This is a genomic window from Xanthomonas cissicola, from assembly GCF_008801575.1.
In the GTDB taxonomy this organism is placed as follows: domain Bacteria; phylum Pseudomonadota; class Gammaproteobacteria; order Xanthomonadales; family Xanthomonadaceae; genus Xanthomonas; species Xanthomonas cissicola.
Map to the genome: position 1 here is coordinate 1 of NZ_VZPL01000044.1, position 26912 is coordinate 26912.

The following is a 26912-nucleotide window of genomic DNA, read 5'->3' on the forward strand; positions in this document are numbered from 1 at the left end:
AACGGTTCATGCGTGTGTAGACCGTATGCCAGTTGCCAAAGCGCTTGGGTAGGCCGCGCCATTTGCAGCCATGCTCGGCAACGTAAAGGATGGCGTTGACCACTTGCAGGTTGGTCATGCTGACATTGCCGCGCTGCGCCGGCAGGCAGTGTTCGATCAGAGAAAATTGTGCTGGCGTGATCTCCATGCCCAATAGTTTAATCGCTCGGGCCATTAGTGTTAACAGGCCCTAATAACGGGGTCAGGTTGACTTTCTGAGTGAACTTGACCCTATTTCCTTGCAGCCTCCCCTGCATGCCAATGACGCGGGCCCGAGCGAGACCGGAGAAACGGAGTCAGGTTGACTTTTTAGTGAACCTGACTCCGTTTCTTCATTGATACGCGCAGGGTTCCACAGGTACGCACCACCCTCATTGCGCGTAGCGCCGTTCAAACTCTCAGGAAACAGGTCGCCAATTGAACCTGGGTAGCGTCGGGAGTGTTGAACATTGCGATGTAATCGAGCACCTCTGCGCGTACGGCGCCCTTGGGCAATAGAAGCGTCGCCCGATCCTCTCGCGTTCGGGCTGGCCGAAGAAGCTCTCCACCAGGGAGCACTGGCGCTTCCCGCTGGTGGCGACGTCACAGGCATACCGACCGCGGCGCATCCCCATCACGCGTAAGTCACAGTCGCAGCCACAGGGTGCGGTCGAATCACCACCAACGCGTCTCCCGCGGCGACAGGCTTGCCCGCCTTGCAATGCAAGGCCGCGATCGTTCCTGCCTGACTTGCGGCTACCTGGAACTCCATCTTCATGGCTTCCAGGATCACCAGCGGTTCGCCGATCTGGACTTCCTGCCCGACGTCGACAAGAACCTTCCACACATTGCCCCACATGTCGGCCACCACCGCGCTTCCGTCGACAGCCTGCATGACTGCCTCCTCGGCATCCTCCACCGCCTCGACCTTGGGGTCGTTCTGCCACAGCGCCACTTCAGTGGCATAGGCGGTCTGCTGCCGCTCCCGGAATGCTTCGATACTGCTTGCGTCTTGAGCTAACAGCCGCTCGTGCTCGGCCAGATCAAACACGGCATCTTCGACTTTGATGTGCGTGCGGCCGGCACGGAAGTCGGCCCGGAACTGATCCAGTTCAACCTCTGTCACTGGATAGAAGCGCACCCGGTCGAAGAAGCGCAGCAGCCAGGGCTCCGCGCCGAACTGGCGGTTTCTCAGGAACTTATTCCAGATTGGCACCGTACGGCCCACGAGCTGGTAGCCGCCGGGCGAGTCCATGCCATAGATGCACATGTACACGCCGCCAATGCCCACCGTGCCTTCAGCCGTGAAGGTGCGTGCCGGGTTGTACTTGGACGTGAGCAGCCGATGGCGCGGGTCCAGGGGCACGGCACAGGGCGCGCCCAGGTAAACGTCGCCCAGGCCCATCACCATGTAACTGGCTTCAAAAACCGTCGTGCGAACATCCTCGCGGCGGCTCAGGCCATTAATGCGCTGGATGAAGTCCACGTTGTTGGGCAGCCAGGGGGCGTCGGCCTTCACCGTCTCGATGTAGCGTGTGACTGCACCCAGCGTGGCCGAATCCTCGAAGGCCATGGGGAGATGCACGATGCGGCTCGGGACCTGAAGACCCTCCACGCCGGGCAATTGCGTTTCCAAGGCGATCAGGCGTTCGACCAGCACCGACTGCGCGATGACGCGGCTGTCGTAGTGAATTTGCACAGAGCGCACGCCGGGCGAAAGCTCATGCACGCCGTCCAGCTTCGCGGCCTTGAGCGCTTCCATGAGCAGATGGACGCGCAGGCGCAGCCGCAGGTCCAGCACGTTGGGGCCGTATTCGAGCAGGATGTACTTGTCTCCAGCCTGCCGGTAGGCCACGGCCGGGCGTTGGCCTTCGGCAGGCAGCTCGGCCAGCACGCATTCCGAGACCGTCGCCGGTGCAGCGGGAAGATCCCGCGCTGACAGGTCCGGCAGCGGGCGCAGCAGGCGGATGGCCTCGTCCTGCGCCTGCTCCAGTGCCAGGGCTTCATCGAAGCCCATGCGCCTGAAGCGGATGGTGTCGCCCGGCTTGACCTGACCCACCTTCCAGAGCTCGGCCTTGACGATGGTCGCCGGGCACACGAAGCCGCCCAGGCTGGGGCCATCGCAGGTCAGGATCACCGGCGTATCGCCGGTGAAGTTGATGCTGCCGATGGCATACACGCAGTCGTGCACATTCGATGGGTGCAGCCCGGCCTCGCCGCCGTCGCTGCGCGTCCACTTGGGCTTGGGACCCACCAGCCGCACGCCCAGGCGGTTGGAGTTGTAGTGCACCTGGTAGTCGGTCGTGAAAAAGCGGGCGATGCTGTCTTCGCTGAAGAAGTCCGGCGCGCCGTGCGGGCCGTACAGCACGCCGATGTCCCAGTGTTTGCCATAGCTGGGACCAGTTCGTGCGGTGGCGTGGCCGGCACGCAGGCCGGCGCTGGCGTGGTGCAGACCGCCGGCTCGGGCCGGCTGATGGGCAGCACGTCGCCCACGCGCAGCGTGCGCCCGGCATGGCCGCCGAACTGGCCGAGCACGAAGGTGGATTTGCTGCCCAGGTACTCAGGCACATCGATGCCACGCCGGATCGCGATGTAGCTGCGGCAACCGCTGCTGGCCTTGGCGATGCGCAGCACCTGGCTGGCGCGCACCGCGATGGGCTTCCACCAGGGCAGCGGTTCACCGTCGTCCAGTGTCGCCAGTGCCGGCGCGCCGGTGAGCGCGATCACCGCATCGCCATGGAACTTGAGTGTCGGCCCTTGCAGCGTGCATTCCAGGCCGGCAGCGCTCTCGTGGTTGCCGACGATGCGGTTGGCCAGGCGAAAGGCGTAGTCGTCCATCGGTCCGGAGGGCGGCACGCCGATGTCCCAATAGCCGGTACGCCCGGGGTAATCCTGCACGGTGGTGTAGGTGCCCGATTCCAGCACCTCGACCACGGGCGAGACATAGTCGTAGCGGTCCAGCAGCAAAGTGGACACCGTCCCGGCCGAAAATTCCCTGCTTTGCAGGATGCTGCGCAGGTAGTCCAGGTTGGTGGCGCTGCCGTGCAGGCGCGTCAGCTCCAGCGCCATCAGCAACTTCTGGCGGGCTTCCTCGCGGTGCGCCCCGTAGGCGATGACCTTGGCGATCAGTGGGTCGTAGTTGGCAGACACCTCGGTGCCGGTCTGCACCCATGTGTCCACGCGCACGTCTTCGGGGAACTGAACATCGGTCAGTATGCCGGGCGCAGGCTGAAAGCCGCGCACGGGGTTCTCGGCATAGACGCGCACTTCGATGGCAGTGCCCCGCGGCGTGGGCAGATCGTCGAAGGATGGCGGCTCGCCAGCGGCAATGCGTACCATCCATTCCACCAGATCCAGCCCGGTGACCGCCTCGGTGATGGGATGCTCGACCTGCAGGCGCGTGTTGACCTCAAGAAAGTAGAAGGCATCGCGCGCAGCGTCATAGATGAATTCCACCGTGCCGGCCGAGACATAGTTCACCGCTTCGCCCAGCTTCACGGCGGCGTCCAGCAAGGCGGCGCGGGTCGCGTCCGGCAGGTGCGGCGCAGGCGTTTCCTCGACCACCTTCTGGTGCCGCCGCTGCAGCGAGCAGTCGCGCTCGCCCAGCGCCACAACGCGTCCCTTGCCGTCGCCGAAGATCTGCACTTCGACATGGCGCGCATTGGCAACGAAGCCTTCGATGAAGACGCCGCTGTCCTTGAAGAAGTTCTGGCCAAGGCGCTGTACCGAATCGTAGGCCGTGGCCAGTTCGGCTGCGTTATCGCAGCGCGAGAGACCGATGCCACCGCCGCCGGCCGTGCTCTTGAGCATGACGGGATACCCGATGTGCTGTGCAGCGACTTTCGCATCGTCCAGACTTTGCAGCAGGCCGGTGCCAGGTGTCAGCGGCACGCCAGCGGCCTCGGCGATCGCGCGCGCGGTGTGCTTGAGGCCAAAGCGGCGCACTTGCTCGGGTGTGGGACCGACGAAGACGACGCCGGCCTCCGCACATTGCTCGGCGAACGTGGTGTTTTCGGACAGAAAGCCATAACCGGGGATGACGGCCCCGGCACCGGTCTTCCGGGCAATCTCCAGGATGCGATCGCCACGCAAATAGGTTTCGGCGGCGCTGCTGCTGCCGCCGCTGTTCAACGCCACAGCTTCGTCGGCGACGCTCACGTGCAGGCTGTCATGGTCAGCGTCGGAATACACCGCGACCGACGTCACTCCCATCTTCTTGAGCGTGCGCGCGATGCGCACCGCGATCTCCCCACGATTGGCGATGAGGATTTTCTTGAACATATGGCGTGCTCCGGGCGATGCAGCGGTTTGGCCTCCGACCGGAGCCCACCGCGAATGGGTAGGTGAAGTTCGGGCGCGATGGCCTAGTTCTTCCGGGCCACGTAGGCACGCCAACCGCCTAGCGCGGTGATGTCCTCCGCCCCCCGCGTGGCCCAGGACTCGCAGATGAAACCCTGGACCGTGCGGCCATCGATCAGATCCAGGCTGCCGATCCCCAAGGGCGATGGGATCAAGGCGACGAAGGAGCCGTAGCGCTCGACCGGCATGGCCCACAGTTCGACCGCGATGGGCGCGCCTTCGCCCGTGCGCAGCATCCCCGGCTTGGGCGGCACGGTACCGGGCAAGGCATAGAGGCGATACGCCGCCGAGGTGTGCGTGCTCTCCAGCAGCGTGGCGCCGCGCTCGCTGAGCTGCCCGTTCAGAGGCATGCCCGATAGGTGCGCGCCGACGACCGCGACGATGACGTGGCCATCGAGGCTTGGGGCGGCTGGCACATCGACCGGTGGCAGCTCCTGCTGCGAAGCACCGCGCTTCCAGGGCGCTGTCGCCTGCCAGCGCCGGCCGAACGCGATCAGCCGCGCCTCGTGCCAAGCCGGTGCGATCAGCGTGATGCCTGCCGGCAACCCATCGGCGCGCATGCCAGCCGGCAGCGCAATGGCGCTAAAGTCGAGTAGGTTCACGAAGTTTGTGTAGACGCCCATGCGCGCGTTCATCGTCACCGGCTCGGCCAGCAACTGCTCAATGGTGTAGATGCTGGGCGCGGTGGGCACCAGCAGGCCGTCGAGGCCCTGCATCAGCGCTTCGGCCTTGCGTGCCAGCGCCATGCGGCGGTACTCGGCCTTGTAGGCGTCCACCGCGCTGAAGTTCGTCGCCTTTTGAACGATGGCGCGCACCACCGGGTGCACGACTTCTGGCTTGGCGTTCATCAGCTCCTCAATGGCGGCGTAGCGTTCGCCCACCCAGGGGCCTTCGTAGAGCAGCGCAGCGACCTCGAACAGCGGCGCGAAGTCGATCAGCTCCAGTTCCACGCCGATGGTTTCCAACCGTCGCAGCGCATCGGTGTAGACGCGCTCGGCCTGGATATCGCCAAACCAGTCGGGCGAGGCGGGAATGCCCAGCACGGGCTTGGCGGGCCAGCTGGCAGGACGGACCGGTGCCTGACGCGAATACGCATCGGAGGCATCGAAGCCGCCCATCGCGCGCAGCGCTGCATCGGCGTCGTCTACGCTCAGTGCCAGCACCGTGATGCAATCCAGCGTGCGGCAGGCAGGCACCAGTCCGCGGTTGCTGACCATTCCGCGTGTAGGCTTCAGGCCTACCAGGTTGTTGTGGCCGGCCGGCACGCGGCCGGAGCCGGCGGTATCGGTCCCCAGCGCAAACGGCACGAGACCACGAGCCACCACGGAGGCCGAGCCCGAGCTGGATCCACCACTGATGTACTCGGCTTTGAAGGCATTGGGCACCGGGCCATAGGGCGAGCGCGTGCCCACCAGGCCGGTGGCGAACTGGTCAAGGTTGGTCTTACCGATGACCACCGCGCCAGCGGCTTCAAGCCGATCGATCACGGCGGCGTTGTGTGTCGGCTGGTAGGCGAACTCCGGGCAGGCGCAGGTCGTGGGCAACCCCGCGACATCGATGTTGTCCTTCGCGGCGAAGGGCACGCCATAGAGCGGCAGCTTAGACAGGTCGCCACCAACCTGCATCAGTTGTTGGGCAAGTCCGGCAAGCCGGGACTGCAGGCCGTCCAGGGAGAGCCGGGAAATCCAGGCGACATCACCTTGCGGCAAGCCGGCGATGAGGCAAGACAGCAGTTCGGCAGGAGCGGCGCCCTGCGCATACGCGGATTGCCAATCGGCCAAGGTCCAAAAAGCGGTGTGGGTCATGGTCGCTCGACAAGTTGGATGACCGCGGGAAGCTCCTCGGCATGCGCGGCGACTGGTCGACTCCAGCAACTAATATCCATCTGAGAATTCTTGATGTAATCGCGCATTCCGAATCCCGTAGATACGTCAGGTAGCGTAGGAACGGGATTTTTTGCCAGAAGTGGCGACGTTCTTTGCGAAGGGAATCCTCCTGAGTTATCGGAAATGGGGTCAGGTTGATTTTCTGAGTGAACTTGACCCTATTTGCCTTGCAGCCTCTTCCTCTTTGCGTGCCAAAGACGTAGGCCGGAGCCAGACAAAAGCACCGGTGCAGAACCACTGCCGAGGGCTTTCATCTCATTCCTTGGACCCCTTACATGCCCAGATCAGACAGCCCCGGATGGTCATCCGGGCGACGGCCCAGCGGCCAGTGGAACTTGCGGTCGCTTTCCTTGATCGGCATGTCGTTGATGCACGAGAAGCGGCGCTCCATCAGGCCATCGGCGCCGAATTCCCAGTTCTCGTTGCCGTAGGAGCGGAACCAGTTGCCTGACATGGCATAGCCTCCAATCGAAGTGGATACATCGTCGTTTGAGATTGCGGCGGAGCGTCAGGCCGCTAGCGGGTGGCCTGTTTTAGCAATAACTGCGCGATATCTCTTGCGGTGTCTGCGGCGGCATCGACGTTGCGCACCTGGAGCGCCTGCTTCGTGGGCTGATCGTGCATAGCAGCAATACATAGAACCGATCGATCTGCCTCAGCGTGGCGCCGAACCTGTCGCGCGCTAGTTACTGAACCCTGGCCGCGGTTTTCCCGCCTTTTTCTGTTTGGGCCATGTCGAGCACTCCAGCCGCCTAGCGGACGGTCGTCGTAAGCGCCTGGAATGTAGTCCAACGGTCGATCACGACGCCGAACGCTCTACCGTGCAGCGCTGAGACGCTAACTTGTGGCAACAGCTCGGCAGGTGATGCGTTTTCGGCCTTGGCGGATAAGGCGCGGGAGCAGATGCACAATGGACGTCAACAAGAGTCGGGGCGACTTCTTCTAACCTCATCAACGCTTGCATCGGAAGGCTGGGCGAATGCTCCTTGACCTCCCATACATCCCCCACCCGCCATCCTCGCTGCGGCCTCAACTGGAGAACGCACGATGATGAAGTGGATGGGCACCGCGCTGGCCGCGGCACTGTTGATGAGCGGTTGCGCCAAGGTGGAAGGCGAGAAGTTCGTTGGTCACTGGGTCAACCTGCAGTCGCAGGACGAGACGATGGACATCGAGCGCAATGGCGAGACCTTCATGGTCCGCAGCACCACGCCGAAGTTCTTCAGCCGCCAGCCCAAGACCGAGAGCTACCCGGCGGTCTACAAGGACGGCGCGCTGCAGGTCACCAACGATGGCGAGACGGTGAACTTCGCCATCGACGAGAGCAACGGCCATCTCAATACCGGTGGTGAGCAGTACGAGCGCGTGCCGGCCAAATAAGGCCGCAGCTGTCACCGGCGCCCGCGTGCAGACCTTGACAGTCGCACGCGGGCGTTCGGCAGGTGGGCAGGTGTGTGCGTCCTTCGATGCGGATGAGTGCGCCGAAGCGAGCTGGAGCAGCACGCTGTTTTCGAGATGGCTGCATGGTGTTGCAGGCGTATAGGATCACGGCCTTGTTCGAGGCCGTGCATGCGCATCCATTCAAGACACATCCCCCATTTCCGCCTTGCGCGTGCGTCGGTCTTGACGGTGGCGCTTGCCCTATTCGCTGGCCAGGGGTCTGCGCAGACCGGTAACGGCCCGACGTACGTTGCCCCGACGCCGACGGTTGCGCCGCCGGTGGACCACCCATTTGCCGGGGTGATGCGCGTGGACGTGGATGCCACCGATGTCGCGCGCCGCATCTTCACTGTGCACCAGCAGATACCGGTAGACGGCAGCGGCGCAGTGACGCTGCTGTATCCACGTTGGGAGGCCGCCAGCCACGGGCCCAGCCTGACGGTCACCGATCTTGCCGGCCTGGAGGTCAGTGCAGCGGGGCACCGCCTGCCATGGCGGCGCGATGGCTATGAGCCGCATGCCTTCCATGTAGAAGTGCCGGCCGGTACGCAGCAGATTGAGGTGCGGTTCCAGATGCTGGCCGGCGGCGAGTTGCTGACACGCGACATCGTGTCCGTGCCCTGGCAGCGGTTGCTGCTGTACCGGCCGGTTGGTATGCCAGGAACATTCCGGTGGCCGCCATGGTGACGCTGCCGGGCGGGCTGCGGCCGTTCAGCGCCTTGGACGTGGAGCGCGCGGGCGGTACGCACTACGCCTTCAAGACGACATCGCTGGAAACGCTGCTGGATGCGCCGGTGCTCGCCGGCCGATACGCCGCGCAGCTGCCGCTGACCGGGGCGGTGTCGCTGGATATCGTGGCGCAGCGGCCCGCCGACCTGCAGGTGCCGCCCGCACGTGTGGCCGAACTACGTTCGCTGCTTGCGCAGCTAGGCGCGGTGTTCGGTCCGCCGCCGTTTGCACGCTACGCCATCCTGGCGCGGCTGAGCGACGAGGGGTCGGCCGGCGGCACCGAGCATCGCGCGTCCAGCGAGAACGGTTTGGCGTCGTCGCATTTCCAGGACTGGCCGGGCCAGATCCTCTCGCGCGACCTGATTGCGCACGAGATCGTGCATGCCTGGAACGGCTTTTACCGGACGCCTGCCGATTTATGGGCACCGACGCCGAACGTGCCGGTTTCCGGAAGTCTGTTGTGGATGTACGAAGGACAGACCGAGTTCTGGGGCCGCGTGCTGGCGACGCGTGCCCGCCAGTTCACGCCCGATGAGGTGCGCGACCGCCTGGCGCTGGAAGCAGCGGAGATCGCAGCGCGGCCCGGGCGGGCATGGCGCTCTTTGTCCGACGACGTGCACTACCCGGCTTTCATGTTGCGCCAGCCGGTGGCGTGGCGCGACTGGCAACGCCGGCGCGATTACTACTCCGAAGGGGTGATGCTGTGGCTGGCGGTGGATGCCGAACTGCGCACGCGCAGCGGGGGCAAGCGCAGCATCGACGATTTCGCGCAGCGCTTCTTTGCCGGCGCTACGCCGGACGCGCCGACGCGTACCTATACGTTCGAGGACATCTGCGCCACGTTGCATGCGGTGGCGCCAGCGGACTGGGCAGGCTTCCTGCGCGGATGGATCGATGCCCACGACGAACTGGACACCACGCGCGGCCTGACCCAACACGGTTGGTCGCTTGTCTACACCGACACGCCGACTGCGGCATTCGGTGCCAGCGAAGAAGAAGCTGGCGTTGCCGATCTCACCTACTCGATCGGATTGACGGTGCGCGCCGACGGCATGGTGCGCACGGTGGCCTGGAACGGCCCCGCATTCGCGGCCGGGCTGCGGCCGGGCACGCGCGTGTCGACCGTCAATGGAGCGCCGTTCACGCAGGACGCGGTGCGCGATGCGGTGCGCGGCTCCGCACGCCGCCCCATCGTATTGGGCATCGCACAGGACGCGCAGCGTGCGGACGTGCAGATCCAGTACTCCGGACCACTGCGCTATCCACGGCTGGAGCGGCTGGCCAACCGGCCCGACACCCTGGCCAGGCTGCTTGCGCCACGCTGAGGCGATGGGCGCCGGCTGCCGCCACCCGTTGCCACGTACTCCACCGCGCCAGACCCTCTGCCCTTCCATGGCGCACAAGCCTTACAGTGCGCTGGCACGCCGGGTCCGGCGCTGCCCAACCGTTCAATCCAGCAACCACGAGGGTGTCATGAGCAAGGGGATGGACCAGAAGAAGAACCAGAAGAAAGAGCCGACCAAGACGCTGAAAGAAAAGCGCGCGGCCAAGCAGGAAAAGAGGGGCAAGTAAGCGCCTGGCCTGTTGGCAGGCAGACGCAATTGGAGGGGAAGCCCCACCTCGCGCTTCGCGGAGGACGCCGGACGGCGCCACTCCGCGAAAGCTGCGGAGCGCTCAGCGCGCGTGTTGCTCCTCGTCATCGTGGGCGAGCGCGGCCTTGGCCAGCGCCGACAGCAACAGCCTGGCTTTTTCCGGACGCACAACCTCGGCGTGGCCCACGTGCTCCACCGGGCTGGCGCCCTCGCGGTGCATGGGGGTTGGCTGGAACAGCAGGCGCGCAGTGCCGGGCAGCGCTGCCAGCAGGGTCAGCGGATCGTAGAGATTGAGCTTGGTCACCTGCGGCCAGATGGCGTCGAAGCTCATGGAACCTTGCTGACCCGCTGCCGCTGGATCCTGCGGTTGTGCTGCGACGAAACGTACGGAAGAACCACGCCGTATCCAGGTCGCGGATCAGGTTGGCCTGGATGCCTTCCCACAGGCCTTTCAAGGCGTTTTTCTGGACATCGCGCAGGTACTCGCCCACGGGGTGGCCATTGCGTGCGATGCCTTCGTAGAACGCGGGCGGTACGGCGGCCCTGTAGGCAGCTTCCTTGGTCAGGATGCGCAGAGGAATGCCGAGTTGCTGCGCGCGCCGGTAAAGCGCACGGGCGGCGTGGATGTCGGTGGCGTTGTTGTAGGGGCGCGCATCCGGTTGCACGAAACCATCGGCGTCCCTGGCCGGGTCGATGCCTCCCATGATGGTGATGGACGCGACCTTTTCCCGCACCAGATCGCCCGCCTCGGCGAGCAAGGCGCTGGCATCGGTCATTCCGGCGATGACCACCATGCCGAGCTTGTGGGGCGAGGTCGCCAGACGCTCGCGCATCGCACGGACGCCATCGGTGTGGACGGCGTCCGGCGCCGCACGCAGCGCGTCTCCCTCGGCGAGGAACTTGGAATGCTCCCGGGCCTGCGTGGACGTCATGGGATAGTCCTGACCGCGCGCGACGCGAACATCCGGCAATGCCAGGCGATCGAAGACACCCTTTGCCAGCTGCGCGCGTTGCGATCGCATGTCGGCATCTCCCAGGGTGACGACGACGTCGGTCAGACGCAAAAAGCCTTCGACCTGCAGCTGCTTGGCGATGGTGTAGGTCACGACATCGTCGGGGTCCCTGTTCGGGTCGGTGAACAGCAGCGTGTCGAGCGGCAGCTGCGGCCGGTGCAGGCGCAGCTCCCGCAGTACGGCCGCCTCGGTGGGCGTCAGCACGGGTGCGTCGGCGACGCCGAGTTCTGACAGCATGCTGCGCTGAGCAGGCGTCAATCGCGCGGGCAAGCTCTGCGTGCGTCGGTGCCGTGGTCCGTCCGGGCGGGGAGGACGGCCAATGATGGTCTGCAAGGCGCCCGGCGGCGGCGCGGCGGCGTCTGCGGGGGAATGTGCCGGCACGGCAACGGGTGGGGGATCGCGCAGGTCAACCGTCATGTCTGCGCTGGGCAAACCGGCGGTGGATCGGATTCCGGTGGGCTGCATGTAAGGACCTCTGACAGTGAACGGCGGTGCTGGCAGCCCTTGTCGGCAACACGACAGAACCGGTGCTCACGCTCATGCGTGCGCACGCTGCACGAAACAGTCGCGCGTTCGCGCTCACGCGTGCGTCAGTGGGCGTCAGCAATGGCGTGCGGCGCGATCACGCGGTCGAGCAGGCGGCCAGGCTCGCAACGTTACCCACGTCCAGCACAGCGCCATGCCGGCGTGGTGAATTCCTGTGTGCGGCGACGAAGAGACACCGACAGGCGCGCCGCCGCATCAACTCAAGCCCACGCCGGTGTTGGCGAGCAGCGCACGCGCCATGCCGAGGTCGTCGTGCTCGCGTGCTTCGCTTGGCACAGGCCGACGCTGAACGATATATCGGGCACTGCCATGGCATCCCACAGCGCCTGCGCGATGCGTGGCCGGCAACGCCGCAGCAACGCCGACAGGCAGTGGCTGCTGCCAGTCCAGGTCGGGGAATGTGGCAGGAAACGCAGAGCCGTTGGGGTTGGCCGAGTGCGCGTAGATGCCGGTGTCGGTCGTGTCGGGGCTGAGGTCTGCCCACAACTGCACCGATGTTCCTCGATGCGCCAAGCGCGCCTCCAGATAGCACAACACGCGCACCGCGACAGCGTTCACCATGCGCCGATTCTCGGATGAGCAATGGCCGCGTCCGTCCCAGTCCACGTGCGTATGCCATAGATCGAACCAACTCTCCGGATCCAAACGATCGATGGCAGCGCGCGCCTTGGCTTCTGCTCGCGCCCAATAGCGCTCCATCCGCTTGCGCCGGCGCCGATCCATTGGTGCGGTCCTTTCCGCAGGTTCGTTCGTGTATGTCATCGCTAGATGTTCGCGCAAGTACTGCTGCGACGACGCGCAACGTGCAGATCAAATTGGATCGTCTGCTCTGATTGCCTGGTCAGCAGCATCTACTGGAAGCGGTCCGGATCACGCCGCCAGCCGCTTGATTCGTGCCGGCAAATCGCCCAGCGCGCGATGCGCCTGTTCCAGTTCGTAATCGGCCTGCAGACCCAGCCAGATCTTTTCGGCTTCCTTGTCGATAACGCTCCTGATCATGTGAAAACCGTAACGGTCTGCGTTAAATAACGCAACGCGTTACGCTTGTGCAGTTGATCGTTGCCGGGACAAGCGCCGGCACCGACTGGTTTCGATCAGAACAGCGCACCTTGCACCGGCGCACCAGACGGCGGCTGTGGATGTGGCGCTGGCGTAAGTGCTGGAACCGGCTGTGGCTTGTCGTCTTTCGCACCCAACCGCCATGCCAATCCCGAGATGCGTGCGGCGTGGCGTGCCAGTGCGCTACGGATGACCGCTTCGCTGCCGGCCAGGTGCAGGGCGCGGCGGGCGCGGGTGATGCCGGTGTAGAGCAGTTCGCGGCTGAGTACGCGGGCATCGCGGGTGGGCAGTTGCAGCCAGACCTCGTCGAATTCGCTGCCTTGGGCCTTGTGCACGGTCATGGCGAAGGCGCTTTCGTGGGCGGGCAGTGCGGCGGGGTGGAAGCCGCGCACCTGGCCGTCGCCGTCGCCTTCGAACCAGGCGACCAAGGGGCCTTGGGCACGGCTGTCGGCGGCGGGGGCGTCGCGGTGTGCGTTGTCGCCAGCGTGGCCCGGCCTTGACGACGGTGCCGCGTGACCGCGCGCGGTCGCGGCACTTGCCTCGCCCTGGCCGAGGGAAGGGCCCGCGTCGCTGCGGCCAGGCAAGGCGCCCGGGTCGCTGCGCAGGCAGATACCGACATCGCCATTGAACAGGCCGTGGCGGTAGCTGTTTTCGGTGATCAGCAGCAGGCGGCCCTGGAACCAGGGCGAGGCGCCACCCAGACGGCGGGCGCCGGAGCCGGTGTCGGCCAGCAGTTGTTCGATGCGGGCGTTGAGGCCGCGTGCGCCGTGCGGGCCGGCACGCACGGCGGTGAGCAGGCGCAGGCGGCCGGCATCGCGCAGTGCGGCGGCGGGGTCTTGCGCGTTGGCCAGCGCGCGCCAGTGGGCGAGCAACGCGTCGCGGCCGAGGGCCAGCGGGTCTTCGCCGTCTTCGTGGAAGTGCACGCCGGGCAGTTCGCCGCTGCGCAGCAGGGCTAGCGCGGTGTCGGCATCGCCGGCGCGGATGGCGTCGGCCAGTGGAGCCAGTGCGAAATCCTCCGCCTGGCGATAGCCGCGCAGCAGATGCACGCGGTGGCCGGCCAGGCCGCCGCTGCGGGTGGCGGAGGCGACCGCAGGCGGACGCTCGACGGGCGCGCTGCCGAGCAGCGGTTGCAGTGCCTGGGCGTCTTCGGGCTGCAGGGCATCGCCCGGGCCGGCGGCCTGCAGGATGGCGGCCAGCACGTCGCCGGCTTCCACCGAAGGCAGCTGGTCGGCATCGCCAAGCAGGATCAGCTGGGTGCCATCGGCGACGGCTTGGACCAGTTTGCACATCAGCGGCAGGTCGACCATGGACGCTTCGTCGACGACGATCAGGTCGAACGGCAGCGGGTTGTCGGCGTCGTGGCGGAAGTGCGGGGAATCCGGGATGACGCCGAGCAGACGATGCAGGGTGCTGGCACCGCTGGGTAGCAGCGCTTCCCAGCTGGGCGGCTCGCCCTGGTCTGAGGGCGCATGCGGCTGCGGTCGCTTCGGCGAGCCTGTTTGCAGGGCTGCCTGGGCAGCATGCGGCGGCGGTTCCAATCCTGCTCCGGTGGACAGCAACGCGGACGCGTCGGGTGCGGCGGCGTTGGTCGGATGCGTGGACGTGCTGAGGTCGACGCTCTTCGATGACGTGGCGAACGACTCGGCGGCCGGGAGCCGGATACCGCCGGCGATGGCACGCGCGATGGCGGCGCGCAGGCTTTCGGCCATGCGCTCGGCGGCGCGGCCGGTGGGTGCGGCCAGGGCGATGCGTGGGGCCGGGGTGTTGGATGCGTGTGCCTGCGCAATGCGCAATAGCAGCAGGCGGGCGATGGTGGTGGTCTTGCCGGTGCCGGGGCCGCCGGTGACCAGCAGTAACGCGCGGCGTAGCGCGAGAGCCGCTGCCTGGGCCTGGCGGTCGGGGGTGTGGGATGGCGCGGACAGGCCCGTGCCCTCACCCGTCCTTCGGGCCCCCTCTCCCGGGAGGAGAGGGGTTCGGTCCGCGCTGCGAGGGGTTGGGGTGGCGTTCGGGAACAACTGCGCGAACAGCGGCGCAAGCGTGGCGGCGTCGACCGGCGGCGGCGGTTGCGCGGCGATGCGTTGCAGGCCCAGGGCCAGGCGGCGTTCGTACTCGCGGTAGCGGCGCAGGTAGAGCAGGCCGCGTTCGAGGACGAGTGGGCAATCGGCGGCGGCCGGGGCTTCGGGCTGCGGTTGGTCGACCCAGCGCGAAGCGGCCAGGCTGCGTTGCCAGTCGGCGGGGTCCGGGAAGGTCGGCGGCGGGCCGTCGCGCGCGTCCAGCAGCATGGCGGCGCGGGCGGGGTCCAGGCCGGCGTGGCCGCTGGTGACCGCCAGCGAGGCGAGCGCGGCGCCGGCCAGCACCTGTGGGTTGGTGTCCGGCTCCAGGCGTTGCAGGCTTTGCGCGAAGGCAAGATCCAGGGTGCGCAGGGCGCCGCTCTGGTTGAGGGCGGTGAGCAGGTTTGGGTGGGTCATGGCGTTGGCATTCCATCAGCGAACGCACGCCCGCGCCACGTCATGCTCCGCGCACCTGTGCTGGCGTGCGGTGCGCTGGCATGCGGTGCGGGCGCGCAGCAGCGTTGACGCCAGTCACTCGTGGGCGGTGCCTGCTCGGCGCGATCGCTGAGAGACGCGAACGCGGCGCGGGCCAGCCATGCGACTGGCGTGGTGCATTGGTTCATGGGGCAGGCGTTCCCTCGGCGGACGTACCCTCACCCCAACCCCTCTCCCGGGGGGAGAGGGGCTCGAGGCCGTTGGCGGCACCTTGCTCTAGCACGTCATTGGACAGGGCATCTGTCGGCTTGCCAGCGAACAAGGCGTCCAGGGCCAGCACCAGCGCTGGTTCGAAACGCCAGGCGTGGATGCCCGGTGCCGGATCGCCAAGCGGCGCGAGCGCACCGCCAGCGGTTGGGGCGCCAGCGTTCCGCGCGGAGTCGGGTCTGTCGCCCGTGGAAGCGCGGGTGGGTGCGGCCGTGCGCTGGCCCGCGATGGAATGGCCAAGGGTTTCGGCACCGGATTCCGACCCGGCAGCTGCCGCATGATGCCCCGCATCCAGGCCGCGACAGAACAGATAGCGCACGCCACCGAAGTCGCGGGCGTAGTCGTAGGCGTCGCCCAGGCGGAAGCGCAGCCAGCGGTGCAGGGCCACGGTGTAGATCAGCGCCTGCAGTTCGTACTCGCTGTGCGCCATGGCCCGCGCCAGGGCGTCGGCGTCGTAGCTGGGCAGGCGGTTGGATTTGTAGTCCAGCACATACCAGCGCCCGTCCGCGCTGTAGGTGAGGTCGATCAGGCCGGTCATCAGGCCTTCCAGGCGCTGGCGCGCGCCGAAGGCCTGGCGGTCGCCGACCACGCCAAACCGATGCAGCAAGGCGAGCAACGCATCGATGCGGGTGGGCCGCATGGCGAAATGGAATTCCATCTCGTTGCGGCGCTGCGGTTCGGGCACGTCGGCCAGGCGGGTGCCTTCGGGCAATGCGACGGTGAGCGTGTGGCCGATCAGCGCGGTGAGCATGCGCAGGCCGTCGTCGAGGTCGTCCTGGGCGTAACCGCCGCGTTGCAGGGCCTCCAGGATGGGTGCGGCCTGGCCGTCGGGCGCGGGTTGGCCGGGCCGCCAGGCCTGCCAGGCGGCGAAGTCGCAACGTTCGAACACGTCGTGCATCACCACGCCGAAGCGGTTGCCGGCAAAGCGCGGATCGAACGGCTCGGCGTCGGTGGCAACGGCCACGGCAACCGCCTCGCTGCCGGACGGTTCATCGCTGCCGCCGCTGCCGACGACGGTGGCGCTGGCCATCGGGTCGGTGGCCGCGCCGGCATCGGCGTTGGCCAGTTGGGTAAAGCTATACACCCACCACTCGGGTGCGATGTGACGCTGCGGATTACGCGCGAGCGGCACCTGCGCCTCGCTCGGAGCCGGCAGCCGCGGCAGGTGGGCCGGCGGCGTGGTGGTGTCCACCACCACGGTGCCCTCGCCCGCCGCGCCCTGCAGCGCATCGAGCGCACGCAGCATGGCCGACAATGCGGTGCGTTCGTGCTGGTGGAACGGGCCGCTGGCGATCCACAACGCGTGCTCGGCGCGGGTGAGGCCGACATAGAGCAGGCGCGCGTCTTCGGCATCCTGCTCCTTCTTCCATTCCTCTTTGATCGCTTTCCATTCCATGGAGTCAACGTCATCAGGCCAATGCAAACAGCGTTTGCCATCCCGATAAACAATCACACGCTTGCCAGGCTTCTGGTCCGGTGGCTTGCGGCCGATGCCGATATACGGCAGGAACACCAGCGGATATTCCAGGCCCTTGCTCTTGTGCAGGGTGACGATCTGCACGCGGCGCGCATCCGATTCCAGCCGCAGCTGCTGGGCTTCGTCGTTGTCGTCGGCATTGGCGATGCGCCGCGACAGCCAGTCGACCAGGCCATGCGGGCCGAGTGCGCGCGCATCGGCTTCCTGCAGCAGTTCGGCCAGTTGCAGATAGTTGGTGAGGCGGCGTTCGCCATCGACCAATGCGAGCAGGCGTTGCCCGTGGGTGGCGCCGAGGTCGCCGATCAGGGCGAGCGGGCCGCCGCGCTGCCAGCGTTCGCGCCAGTCCAGCGCCTGTTGCTGCCAGCGGCGGTGACGCTCGCCGTCGCGTTCAAGTGCGGCGATGGCGATGGCGTCTTCGCCGATCAAGACCGTGGCCAAGGCGGCGCGCAGGCGGCTGTCGTCGCCCGGGTCGAGCAAGGCCTGCAGCAAGGCAAGCAATTCCAGCGACTCTTCCGTGGCGAACAGGCTTTGCTTGCCGGCGGCCACCGCCGGGATGCCCACCGCGCCGAGCGCCTGCTGGATGCGCGTGGCCTCGCCGTGGCTGCGCACCAGCACGGCGATATCGCCGGCCTGCACCGGGCGACCGCATACCGTGGCCGTGCCGGCGCGGCCACCGGCCAACCAGCCGCGGATCGCTGCAACGCACGCGGCGGTCGCCAGCTCGCGCGCGCGGCCGGCGCTCCAGGGCTTGGGCTTGCCTTTGGCAGGCGGCGGCGGTTCCGGCGCCCGCCACAGCGTCAGTGCCGGCGCAGTGACGCCATCGCGTTGCAGGTCTTCATCGACGCGCTTGGTCCCAGCCCGCACCGGGTGGAAGGCGATGCCGTTGGTGAGGAAGGCATCGGCGTAGCCGGCCTGCGCGTACAGCGCGTCGATGGCCGCCAGCACGCCGGGGCGCGAGCGGAAGTTGTGGCTCAGCGGCGGCGCCAGTTCGGCGGTGACTGCCGCGGCCAGATAGGTGCGCACATCGCCGCCACGGAAGCCGTAGATGGCCTGCTTGGGGTCGCCGATCAGAAACAGCGCCGGTTCCAGTCCGGCGGCTTGTGCGAGCGGGCCTTCGCCGAACACGTTGGAAAAGATCGACCACTGGCGGTCGTCGGTGTCCTGGAATTCGTCCACCAGCGCGATGGCGTATTGCGTGCGCAGGCGTTTGACCAGGGCGTCGGCCTGTGCGCCCTGCAATGCGTGCGCGACCCCATCGACGAGGTCGTCGTAGGTCTGCACGCGGCGTTGCCGCTTGAGCAGCGCCAGCCGTGCGATGGCATCGTCGCGTAGCGCATGCAGCAGCGCGACACGGCGACGGCTGCGCCACGCCTCGACACGCGCCAGCGCAGTGAGATAGCTGTCGATCTCGTGGCTCATCGGCGAAGACGGCGTGCGATCGACAAACTTCTTGTTGGTGCCGGCGGCCAGCTCCGCAGCGGTCAACTTGAGCAGTTTGGCGTGTGGCGCGGTGTTGGACGATGGCGCGGCAGCGAAGTGTTCGAACCAGTGCCACAGCGCTGCCAGCCACTCGGGTTTGTAGCTGACCTTGCTCAGGATGCCGCCCTCGATGGCCGACATGATGGCGTCGAAAAATGCGGTGCCGTGCGTGTTGAATGCGTCAGCCAGTACGTTGGCCGCCGCGTGCACGGCCTGCAGCAAGGCGGCCGCATCGTCGGTGGTTGCGGCGACTGCCGGCAACAGCGTCGGGTGCCGCACCAGCGCGCGCAGATCGCTGGCCAAGGCCTCGGGGCCGCCCGACCACAGGGCGATGAGATCTTCGGCCATCACCGCATCGGCGGCGCGCTGCCGCCACAGATCGGCCGCGACTTCGCCGAGCAATTCGCGATCGTTGGCGAGCAACTCCGGCGCAGCGAACGCCTGCCCGCTTTCCAGCGCGTGTTCGCGCAGCACGCGCGCGCAAAAACCGTGGGTGGTGAACACCGCAGCCAGATCGATTTCTTCCACCGCCTGCTGCAGGCGGCGACGCAAGGTGGCGGGCGTTTCGGCGCCAGCGTCCAGATGGGTAGCGAGGATGGCGCCGGTGAGCAGCACGTCGGGTGTTGCGTGTAGGAGCGGACCTGGCCGCGACGGGTCGTCGGCAAGGTCGGTCGCGGCCAGGGCCGCTCCTACAAGAGGCGGTGGGGCATCGGGGACCAGGCTTGCGGCCAGCACCAGGCGTTCGCGGATGCGGCGGCGCAGCTCCTGCGTGGCGGCTTCGGTGAAGGTCACCGCCAGGATCTGGCCGATGCGCAAGCCGCGCTCGACCACCAGCCGCGTGAACAGCGTCGCTAGCGTAAAGGTCTTGCCGGTGCCGGCGCTGGCCTCGATCAGGCGCACGCCGTGCAGCGGCAACTGCAGATACGGGTCGGTGACGGGGCTGATGCTCATTCGGCATCCTCGCGCGCGCCGTGCCAGTGTCGCCAGCTGTCGATCACCCGCTCGGTCTCGAGTGGCGCGCCGGTGTTCCCCTGTTCGAGCAATGCGTACACGCGATGGCTGGTGGTGGCGAACGCGGCGAAGCGTTGCGCGTCGGCAAACGGGTCGCGGCCGCGGGTGACCAGGCGCAGTTCCGGGCTATGCGATTCGCTCCAGCCAAAGCCCGATTGCCACTGCCCGGCCGCCTCCTTGATGGCCTTGTCCAGGTCGCCGCCGCGCGCGGCCTGGTGATATTTCCAGCTGCTGTACGGCGCGAAGGCCAGCGGTGTCTGCAAGCCCTGGCGATACAGCTGCAGCAGCTCGGCCAATGCGGTATGCGCCTGCGTTTGCGACAGCGGTTGTGCATCGATGGGATGCGGGCCCAGGCCGTCGTCGTGTTCGAAGAAACGCACGTATGGCGCGTGTTCGCCAGCGGCGCGCAGCAGCAACCACTCCAAGCCGTGGCGAATGGCGCTGCGCCCGCTGAGCGCGCCGACCTGCACGCGCCCCACGCCGCTTGCGTACCAGCCCGGCACACGGCCGTGCAGTTCGATCTCGCCAATCTGCACCTGCAGCCGGCGCGACTGGGCCGGGAACTCGCCACGCCACTGCCGGAATGCGTCGGCATACGGGCGCAATTGCGCCACGCGCTCGTCGAGCTGGCGCCGCCCCAGCGGGCCGGACGGCAGCAGCGCGCGCGCGCGCAGGCGCTCGTATAGGCCTTCGGTGTCGCCGGCCAATGCAGCTTCGAATACCTGCTGCTGCAAGCCGTAGTGATCCAGCCCGCGCGTGGGGGCGAGCAACGGTTCCAGATCGCTGTCTTCGCCGGCCGGATCGGGCAGGCGCATGCCCAACCGATGACGCAGGAACTGCCCGGCAGGGTCGGTCAGCAAGCGGCGCAGCGCGTCGATGGACATGCTGGCCGGCAAGGCGATCGCTTCGGCCGGCAATGCACCGGCCACCCACGGCGCCAGCGGCTGCCGCTGGCCGACCAGGCTGTCCACCGCCGGCCGCCATTGCCGGCGATAACTGAAACGGCGCGGATCGGCGCCGTCGTCGCCCAGCGCACCGAACGCGGCGGCGGCGAATGGCTGCAACGGGTGCCGCACCACCAGCGTGTCGAGCGCGTTGCTGGCGGCGTGGTACTGCGCAGCGCTCGCCAGCAATTCGCTGACCAGCACCGACGGCTCGCGCACGCTGCCATCACGCGCATCGGCACCGAGATAGCTGAGGTAAAACACCTCTTGCGCGGAGGCGAACAACTGCAGGAACAGGAAGCGGTCGTCCTCGCGCGTGGAACGGTCGCCGTGCCGGCGACGCTCGGTGCCCAGTTCCGCGGTGAGGCGATTGAGCCCGGCGGCCGGGTCGCGGCGCGGGAAGTCGCCATCGTTCATGCCGAGCAGACAGATCACGCGGAACGGCAGCAAGCGCATCGGCACCATGCGCCCGAAACTGATGCCGCCGGTGAGCAGCGGCGCACGCGTATCCGAGTCGCCCAGCACCGCGGCGAAATGCGCACGCACCACCTCGGCCGGCACCTTGCCGGCGTACTCGGCGCGTACCGCATCGCGGGCAAACTGGTCGATCAAGGTGCGCAAGCGATCCAGCGCGCGTTGCGCGCGCGGCGCAGTCGGCGTGGCCGGGATCAATGCCTCGAGCAGACCCAGCAAACGCTCGCGCCACTCGACCGGTGTCATCGCGTCGGCCAGCGCGGCTTGATGCCGTTCGAGCACGCGCAACAGCCGCAACAAGGTGTCCAGTGCGGCCAGTGCGCTGCCTTCCAGCTGCGGCCACGGCGCTACCCCATCGATGTCCTCGTCGGCGCCGCTGGCATGGCCGAGCAGCAGCCGGTCCAGCGCGAAACGCCAGGTGTAGGCATCGTCGCCCGGTGCCTGGTGCTGGCGCCGGTGCGCCGCATCCAGGCCCCAGCGCGCGCCGGCCGCGTGCAGCCAATTGCGCAGGCGTTCCAGCCCGGCTTCGTCCAGGCCGGCCGCTTCGGCGATTGGCGCGCTGGCCAGCAGGTCGAGGATTTCATGCAGCCCGAAACGCGCGATCGGCAAACCGAGCAAGGCGAGGAACACTTCGGCCAGCGGTTCGCTCGCCAACGGGCTGGCATCGGCCAGCGCGTAGGGCAGCGCGTCGTCGTTGCCGTGGCTGCCGAACACCGCATCCAGATACGGCACGTACGGGTCGATGTTGGGCGACAGCACCGCGATCTCGCGCGGCTGCAGGGGCGGGTCGAAGCGTGCATCGTCGAGCAACGCACGCAGTTGGTCGTGCAATACCTGCAACTCGCGCAGCCGCGTGTGGCAGGCGTGCACCTGCAGGCTGGGGTCGTGCAGATTCACCGCCGGCAATCGCGCGTCAGCTGCAGGCCCGCGGCGATGGAACAGATCGCTCTGCATGCGCCGCAACAGGCTGTCGCCCAGCCCGCCATCGGCCAGCGTGCGGCGGCCGGAGTCCAACGGGTCGGCGTAGGCGGCAATTTCCGCCAGCGGGTGCACCACTTCGTAGTCGCCCACCAGCGCCATGAAGTCGCGCCCGGCTGCGCCCCAGGCCTGCAGCAACGGGTTTTCATGCACCTGCTCGGCGAACAGTTGCACGGCGCCGTCTTCGCGCCGGCGTTGCCGCAAGGTCTGCAGGTCGCCCCAGTAGCCCTGCGTCGGGGTGGGCAGATAGAAGTGCAGCGTACCCACGCGCGCCTGCGTGGCCAGCACGCGCAAGACGTCCGGCGAGATGTTCAAGATGGCGAAGGCGAACACGCGCGGCGGCAGGCCTTGCGGCAACGGACCATCGGCACGCGCGTAGCGGTCCAGATACTGGCCGATGCGCCGTGCACGGTATTGCCGGCCGGCGGCGATGCTGCGCCACAACCGTGCCTGCGGGTCGTCCGGATCGGCGCCCGCTTCCCAGCGCAGCAGCCAGTCGCGGCGCCATGCCTGGTATTTTTCGAACACGCTGCCCAGCTCGCCGGCCAGCGCCCACGGCTTGAGCGCATCGCCATCGGACAGATAGCCGGCCAGTGGCGCCAACGCAGCATCGCTGCCCAGGTCCGATTGCAGGGCCGCATACAACCGCCACTGCGTGGTGGCCATGTCCAGGTCGTCGTCGGCCGCGCCGAGGTTGCGCTCCAGCGCGCGCGCGACGAATTCGCCGGGCGTGAGAAATTCCAGATTCGCCGCAACACCGTGCTCGGCCGCAAGCGTGGACTGCAACCAGCGCCGCATCGCCACCTGTGGAATCAGCACCACCTCCGGCTGCAGCAACGGCTGCCCGGGCATCGGCCGGCGCAACTCCTGCGCGAGCAAGGCGGCCAGGGTATCCAGCGCATTGGATGGATAAAGACGGAAATCGGGCGCGGAAGTGGCGTGCATGCGTGGCGCATTGTGCCGGATGCGCGCGTGAGGCGTTGTTGGCCGCCGTGTCGGCGCCCAGGTGGCCGCGCTGAGCGCAAAGCCGCACGGCATCGCGCACCGGCGCTGCGCGAAAGATGCCGATCGACCGCGCGCGCAGCCCGCTTCAACAACTGCGATCAGGCATCACGCCGCATACGACGCGCTGCCATCGTCACGCGCAAGCCTTGGAACCGCCAAGCGCCGCCCTGCACCGCGCAGACACGCAGCATCGCCACCGTGGGTGCGCGGCGACGCGCACGCCCTCAAGACGATGGGCCGGGGTATTCGCCCGGCCCACCGCGTTACATGACTGCATGGCTTGCAACCCGATCAGTATTTCTTTTCCAGATTGATCATCCAGGTCTGATCGTTGCTGCTGTCGCCGTCGGTGATGCCGCGGTATTCCAGCCGCGTCGACAGGCCCTGTTCGGTCAGCAGCGCCGCACCGATGCCCACCATCAGCCGGTTGCGGTCGAACGCGCTCTGCGCAGTGCGATAGAAGGGGCATCGGTGAGGTCGGCGTAGCTCAGGATCGCATCGCCACGGCCCTGGAAATCCGCGCATGCCGCATCTGATAGGTCTGCTGCGGAAACAAAAAGGCCGAGCCATTGCGAAACAGCAACGAAACCGGTGCACGTTGCGAATTGCGCGCATGCTGCAAGGGCCGCGCTTCCACCAGCACGAACGGCACCTCGCCCTCATTCAATGCGGCAGCAAAGGTCTCGTTAACGCTACCGGCGACGTGTTCAAGCGTCAGCACCTCCATGGAAGGTTCCTGTAGCGACGAAGTAGCATGGATCGTCACGTTTTGTGGCCGGTTTGACAGGATGCCGCTGCCGACAACGCGACGTGCTCGGCAGATCGTTGCAACAGCGACAGGCAAGACGACGACAGCGCACGGGACCATCTGCAGGTAAACACGGCGCGTCTCGGCAACTGTCGGTTACGTCCCTACTGCGGCGTACGTTCTTGATCCCGCTCGCATGCGTGTGGCCTGGTTGCGTTGCAGGACACGCTGTTACGCAGACAGCGACGCGCAACCCGCACATCGCCACTCGGTGAATGCGACAATACTGCACGCGCCAGTCTGGTTATGTTCAGCGGTGCGCGGGCTACTCTATCGCGTTGTAATTTTGTTAAAGGCACCGATGACGGCTTCCGCTTCCCCTGTCGTGCAGTTGTCCGGTGTCCGCATCGATCGCGGCGGGCGCACGATCCTGCGCGATGTGTCGCTGGAGGTGCCACGCGGCAGCATCACGGCCGTGCTCGGTCCGTCCGGTAGCGGCAAATCCACCATGCTGGCAGCGCTGACCGGCGAGCTGCGACCGGTCGCCGGCACGGTCACGTTGTTCGGCAATCCCATTCCCACCGGCAGCCGCGCGCTGCTGGAGATGCGTCGCAACGTCGGTGTGCTGCTGCAGGGCAATGGCCTGCTCACCGACCTCAGCGTGGCCGAGAACGTCGCGCTGCCACTGCGCACCCACACGCGGTTGCCGGCAGCGGTGCTGCAGCGCCTGGTCCAGATGAAGCTGCATGCCGTCGGCCTGCTGGCCGCAGCCGATGCCTGGCCGCGCGAGTTGTCCGGCGGCATGGCGCGGCGCGTGGCACTGGCGCGCGCGCTGGCGCTGGACCCGCCGCTGATGATCTACGACGAGCCGCTGACCGGGCTGGACCCGATCGCCTCGGGCGTGATCATGAGCCTGATCCAGCGCCTCAACGACAGCCTGGGCCTGACCAGCATCATCGTCAGCCATCATGTACACGAGACGCTGCCGATCTGCGAGCAGGCGGTGGTGATCGCCAATGGCGGCATCGTGTTCGCCGGCACGCCTGCGCAGCTGCAGGACAGCACCGACCCGCTGGTGCAGCAGTTCCTGCACGGCCAGCCGGACGGCCCGATCGCCTTCGATGCCGCCCCGCGCCGCGACCGGAGTGCTGCCTGATGGCCTTCGCCGATTCCATTCGCGCCTTCGGCCGCGCTGGCCTATTTTCGCTGACGGTGCTGCGCGGCTCGCTGCCCACGCGCGATTTCATTGCCGAACTGGTCCGCGAGATCTACAAGGTCGGCGCACGCTCGTTGCCGATCATTGCGGTGGGCGGCGCCTTCGTCGGCCTGGTGCTGACCTTGCAGGGCTATCGCACGCTCACCACCTACGGTGCATCGGATGCGTTGTCCACGCTGTTGGGCCTGTCGCTGTATCGCGAACTGGCGCCGGTGCTGACCGCCTTGTTGTTCATCGGCCGTGCCGGCAGTTCGATCGCCGCCGAGCTCGGTCTGATGCGCGCCACCGACCAGATCAAGGCGCTGGAACTGATGGCCATCGACCCGGTGGCCAAGGCAGTGGCGCCGCGCTTCTGGGCGGCGGTGCTGACGGTGCCGCTGCTCACCGGCGTGTTCTGCTCGCTGGCCATCACCGGCGGCTATTTCGAAGCGGTGCATGTGCTGGGCATCGACAACGGCACGTTCTGGTCGGGTCTGAGCAATAGCGTGGACTTCTGGGACGACTTCGGCGTGGCGATGCTCAAGTCGGCGATCTTCGGCGGCACCGCGGCACTGGTTGCCGCCTACGTGGGCTTCCATGCCGAACCGACCATCGAAGGCACCTCGGTCGCCACCACCCGCGCGGTGGTGAACGCCTCGTTGCTGGTGCTGATGTTCAACTTCGTCCTTTCTGCAATGTTGTTTAGGTGAGTGGAATAACTATGGCCATGCGTGGACCACGACTCGAATTCGCCGTCGGCGCCTTTTTGCTGCTGACCCTGGCCTCGCTGCTGGTGCTGGCGGTGGCCTCGACCAACCAGCGCTGGGGCTTTGGCTCCAGCCAGTACACGCTGACCGCCCGCTTCAGCCAGATCGGCCAGCTGCGCGCGCAGGCACCGGTGAAGATCGGCGGCGTGACCATCGGCAAGGTGGCCGACATCAGCCTGGACCCGACCAAGTTCGATTCGATCGTGACCCTGTCGCTGGATACCAAGTACAAGGACCTGCCTGCCGACACCTCGGCCGGCATCTTCACCAGCGGCTTGCTCGGTGAGAGTTATATCGGGCTGCAGCCGGGCGGCGACCCGGACACCCTCAAGCCGGGCGACGAAATCGGCTTCACCCAGCCGGCAGTGGATCTGCTGCAGCTGGTCGGCAAATACATGTTCAGTGGTGGCGGCGGCGGCAGCAATGCCCCGGCCACCGCCAACGGCCAGGCGCCCGCGCCTGCCCAAACCGCTCCTCCCTCTACGGAACCACACCAATGAAGACCACTGTGCTTTCTGCCGTCCTGGCCTCGACCCTGCTGGTGTGCGCACCGGCGACCGTGCTGGCGCAGCCGGCCGCTGCCAGCGCGCCTGCGCAGGGCGCGGCGACCAAGACCGTCATCGACAGCAGCACCCGCATCCTGAGCACGCTGGACCAGCGCCGTGCCGAGTTCCGCAGCAATCCGGCGGCGCTGCGTCAGTTCATCAATGGCGAATTGAACAAGGCCTTCGACCGCGACTACTCGGCCCGTCTAGTGCTGGGTGTACATGGCCGCGGCGCCTCCGATGCCGACGTCAAGCTGTTTGCCGATGCGCTGGCCGACAACCTGATGCAGCGTTATGGCACCGCGCTGCTGAATTTCGAAGGCAAGCCGACCTTCCGCGCCAAGTCCGAAAGCGCGCTGCCGGGCAACCGCGGCGTCAAGGTGTCCACCGACCTGCTGCGTGCCGGCAACGACCCGACCCCGGTCGATTACCTGATGCGCAATACCGGCGGCCAGTGGAAGATCTTCGACGTGATGATCGAAGGCATTTCCTACGTGCAGACCTTCAAGACCCAGTTCGACGGCCCGCTGCGCGAGAAGGGCATCGCCAAGGTGGCCGCCGAGCTGCGTAGCGGCAACCTGCAGGTCGGTGCGGCACCGGCCAATGGCAACTAATACCGTGCAACGCATGGGCGACACGCTGGTCATCACCGGCGTGCTCGACCGTGCGGCGGTCACCGCGGCCTGGCCGCAGGCGATCGCACAGCTGGATGGCGCGCGCGCGCTGGACCTGTCGGGTGTACAACGCCTGGACAGTGCCGGCGTGGCGATGCTGGCCGAACTGGCTGCCCGGTTGCGCCAAGCCGGCAGCGGCGAAGTGGTGGGCGAGGCGTCCGGCCTGGACGAATTGCGCGCCGCTTACCGGTTGTCCCCCACTCTCGATTTTCAGGCCTGA

13 protein-coding genes and 8 pseudogenes are annotated in these 26912 nt (G+C 67.1%); 8 read left to right on the top strand and 13 right to left on the bottom strand.

Annotated elements, in window-relative coordinates; genetic code table 11:
- From F7R02_RS16775 to F7R02_RS16790, 5 genes and pseudogenes are all read right to left on the bottom strand, one after another.
- Positions 1–187 (bottom strand): transposase (locus F7R02_RS16775; RefSeq protein WP_151210039.1); only part of this gene is annotated, 187 nt, incomplete at its 3' end.
- Between the two features lie 465 nt (positions 188–652).
- On the bottom strand, positions 653–2386 hold the full coding sequence (locus F7R02_RS26935; protein ID WP_235857525.1) for a carboxyltransferase domain-containing protein: 1734 nt from the start codon (positions 2384–2386) through the stop codon (positions 653–655).
- Between the two features lie 77 nt (positions 2387–2463).
- Positions 2464–4299, bottom strand: a pseudogene (locus F7R02_RS26940) (ATP-binding protein); the annotation flags it as partial.
- Positions 4300–4382: 83 nt separating this feature from the next.
- The gene (gene atzF / locus F7R02_RS16785) at positions 4383–6182 is read right to left on the bottom strand and encodes an allophanate hydrolase (protein ID WP_078591205.1); all 1800 of its coding nucleotides are present in this window, start codon (positions 6180–6182) and stop codon (positions 4383–4385) included.
- Positions 6183–6534: 352 nt separating this feature from the next.
- Positions 6535–6714 (bottom strand): annotated as a pseudogene (locus tag F7R02_RS16790) (DUF1348 family protein); the annotation flags it as partial.
- Positions 6715–7310: 596 nt separating this feature from the next.
- Here F7R02_RS16790 and F7R02_RS16795 point away from each other — a divergent pair.
- The 3 genes and pseudogenes from F7R02_RS16795 to F7R02_RS26680 all read left to right on the top strand — a co-directional run bounded on the left by F7R02_RS16795 (position 7311) and on the right by F7R02_RS26680 (position 10004).
- Complete coding sequence (locus F7R02_RS16795) at positions 7311–7643, top strand: hypothetical protein (protein ID WP_003482333.1); 333 nt, start codon at positions 7311–7313, stop codon at positions 7641–7643.
- A 189-nt stretch (positions 7644–7832) separates the two neighbouring features.
- Positions 7833–9757: pseudogene (locus F7R02_RS16800) on the top strand (M61 family metallopeptidase).
- A 67-nt stretch (positions 9758–9824) separates the two neighbouring features.
- Positions 9825–10004, top strand: a complete 180-nt coding sequence (locus tag F7R02_RS26680) for a hypothetical protein (protein WP_003482327.1) — start codon at positions 9825–9827, stop codon at positions 10002–10004.
- A 102-nt stretch (positions 10005–10106) separates the two neighbouring features.
- Here F7R02_RS26680 and xopQ read toward each other — a convergent pair.
- The 8 genes and pseudogenes from xopQ to F7R02_RS16845 form a co-directional block, all read right to left on the bottom strand.
- Positions 10107–11502, bottom strand: a pseudogene (gene xopQ / locus F7R02_RS16810) (type III secretion system effector XopQ).
- A 276-nt stretch (positions 11503–11778) separates the two neighbouring features.
- Complete coding sequence (locus F7R02_RS16815; RefSeq protein ID WP_078591206.1) at positions 11779–12144, bottom strand: hypothetical protein; 366 nt, start codon at positions 12142–12144, stop codon at positions 11779–11781.
- Between the two features lie 309 nt (positions 12145–12453).
- Positions 12454–12552, bottom strand: a pseudogene (locus F7R02_RS16820) (HigA family addiction module antitoxin); the annotation flags it as partial.
- A gap of 125 nt (positions 12553–12677) precedes the next feature.
- Positions 12678–15038 (bottom strand): annotated as a pseudogene (locus F7R02_RS16825) (AAA family ATPase); the annotation flags it as partial.
- A gap of 274 nt (positions 15039–15312) precedes the next feature.
- Positions 15313–19302 carry an exodeoxyribonuclease V subunit beta gene (recB, locus tag F7R02_RS16830; RefSeq protein WP_078591121.1) on the bottom strand — a complete coding sequence of 1330 codons (3990 nt, stop codon included), beginning with the start codon at positions 19300–19302 and terminating at the stop codon, positions 15313–15315.
- Positions 19299–22703, bottom strand: coding sequence for an exodeoxyribonuclease V subunit gamma (gene recC / locus F7R02_RS16835; protein ID WP_078591120.1), 3405 nt, complete (start codon positions 22701–22703; stop codon positions 19299–19301). Before recC ends, recB begins: the two co-directional genes overlap by 4 nt.
- 351 nt (positions 22704–23054) lie before the next feature.
- Positions 23055–23281 (bottom strand): annotated as a pseudogene (locus F7R02_RS27555) (hypothetical protein); the annotation flags it as partial.
- Positions 23278–23490 (bottom strand): annotated as a pseudogene (locus F7R02_RS16845) (DUF6916 family protein); the annotation flags it as partial. The pseudogenes F7R02_RS16845 and F7R02_RS27555, both read right to left, overlap by 4 nt.
- A 382-nt stretch (positions 23491–23872) precedes the next feature.
- On the opposite strand from F7R02_RS16845, the gene F7R02_RS16850 reads away from it, so the two are divergent.
- Genes F7R02_RS16850 through F7R02_RS16870 form a run of 5 tightly spaced genes read left to right on the top strand, consistent with a single transcriptional unit; the run spans position 23873 to position 26912 of the window.
- Positions 23873–24667: an ABC transporter ATP-binding protein gene (locus F7R02_RS16850; protein WP_005922888.1), complete on the top strand. Its 795-nt coding sequence runs from the start codon at positions 23873–23875 to the stop codon at positions 24665–24667.
- Positions 24667–25416, top strand: coding sequence for an MlaE family lipid ABC transporter permease subunit (locus F7R02_RS16855; protein WP_003482308.1), 750 nt, complete (start codon positions 24667–24669; stop codon positions 25414–25416). The genes F7R02_RS16850 and F7R02_RS16855 overlap by 1 nt, the downstream gene beginning before the upstream one ends.
- Positions 25417–25427: 11 nt before the next feature.
- Positions 25428–25973: an outer membrane lipid asymmetry maintenance protein MlaD gene (gene mlaD, locus F7R02_RS16860; protein ID WP_078591119.1), complete on the top strand. Its 546-nt coding sequence runs from the start codon at positions 25428–25430 to the stop codon at positions 25971–25973.
- Positions 25970–26632: an MlaC/ttg2D family ABC transporter substrate-binding protein gene (locus tag F7R02_RS16865; protein WP_003482305.1), complete on the top strand. Its 663-nt coding sequence runs from the start codon at positions 25970–25972 to the stop codon at positions 26630–26632. Before mlaD ends, F7R02_RS16865 begins: the two co-directional genes overlap by 4 nt.
- On the top strand, positions 26622–26912 hold the full coding sequence (locus tag F7R02_RS16870; RefSeq protein WP_011052905.1) for an STAS domain-containing protein: 291 nt from the start codon (positions 26622–26624) through the stop codon (positions 26910–26912). Before F7R02_RS16865 ends, F7R02_RS16870 begins: the two co-directional genes overlap by 11 nt.

Excerpts from the sequence above, each read along its gene's own strand:
- atzF (WP_078591205.1), bottom strand. The coding sequence starts at position 6,182 with ATGACCCACACCGCTTTTTGGACCTTGGCCGATTGGCAATCCGCGTAT.
- F7R02_RS16795 (WP_003482333.1), top strand. The coding sequence starts at position 7,311 with ATGATGAAGTGGATGGGCACCGCGCTGGCCGCGGCACTGTTGATGAGC.
- F7R02_RS26680 (WP_003482327.1), top strand. The coding sequence starts at position 9,825 with ATGGCGCACAAGCCTTACAGTGCGCTGGCACGCCGGGTCCGGCGCTGC.
- F7R02_RS16815 (WP_078591206.1), bottom strand. The coding sequence starts at position 12,144 with ATGGTGAACGCTGTCGCGGTGCGCGTGTTGTGCTATCTGGAGGCGCGC.
- recB (WP_078591121.1), bottom strand. The coding sequence starts at position 19,302 with ATGAGCATCAGCCCCGTCACCGACCCGTATCTGCAGTTGCCGCTGCAC.
- recC (WP_078591120.1), bottom strand. The coding sequence starts at position 22,703 with ATGCACGCCACTTCCGCGCCCGATTTCCGTCTTTATCCATCCAATGCG.
- F7R02_RS16850 (WP_005922888.1), top strand. The coding sequence starts at position 23,873 with ATGACGGCTTCCGCTTCCCCTGTCGTGCAGTTGTCCGGTGTCCGCATC.
- F7R02_RS16855 (WP_003482308.1), top strand. The coding sequence starts at position 24,667 with ATGGCCTTCGCCGATTCCATTCGCGCCTTCGGCCGCGCTGGCCTATTT.
- mlaD (WP_078591119.1), top strand. The coding sequence starts at position 25,428 with ATGGCCATGCGTGGACCACGACTCGAATTCGCCGTCGGCGCCTTTTTG.
- F7R02_RS16865 (WP_003482305.1), top strand. The coding sequence starts at position 25,970 with ATGAAGACCACTGTGCTTTCTGCCGTCCTGGCCTCGACCCTGCTGGTG.
- F7R02_RS16870 (WP_011052905.1), top strand. The coding sequence starts at position 26,622 with ATGGCAACTAATACCGTGCAACGCATGGGCGACACGCTGGTCATCACC.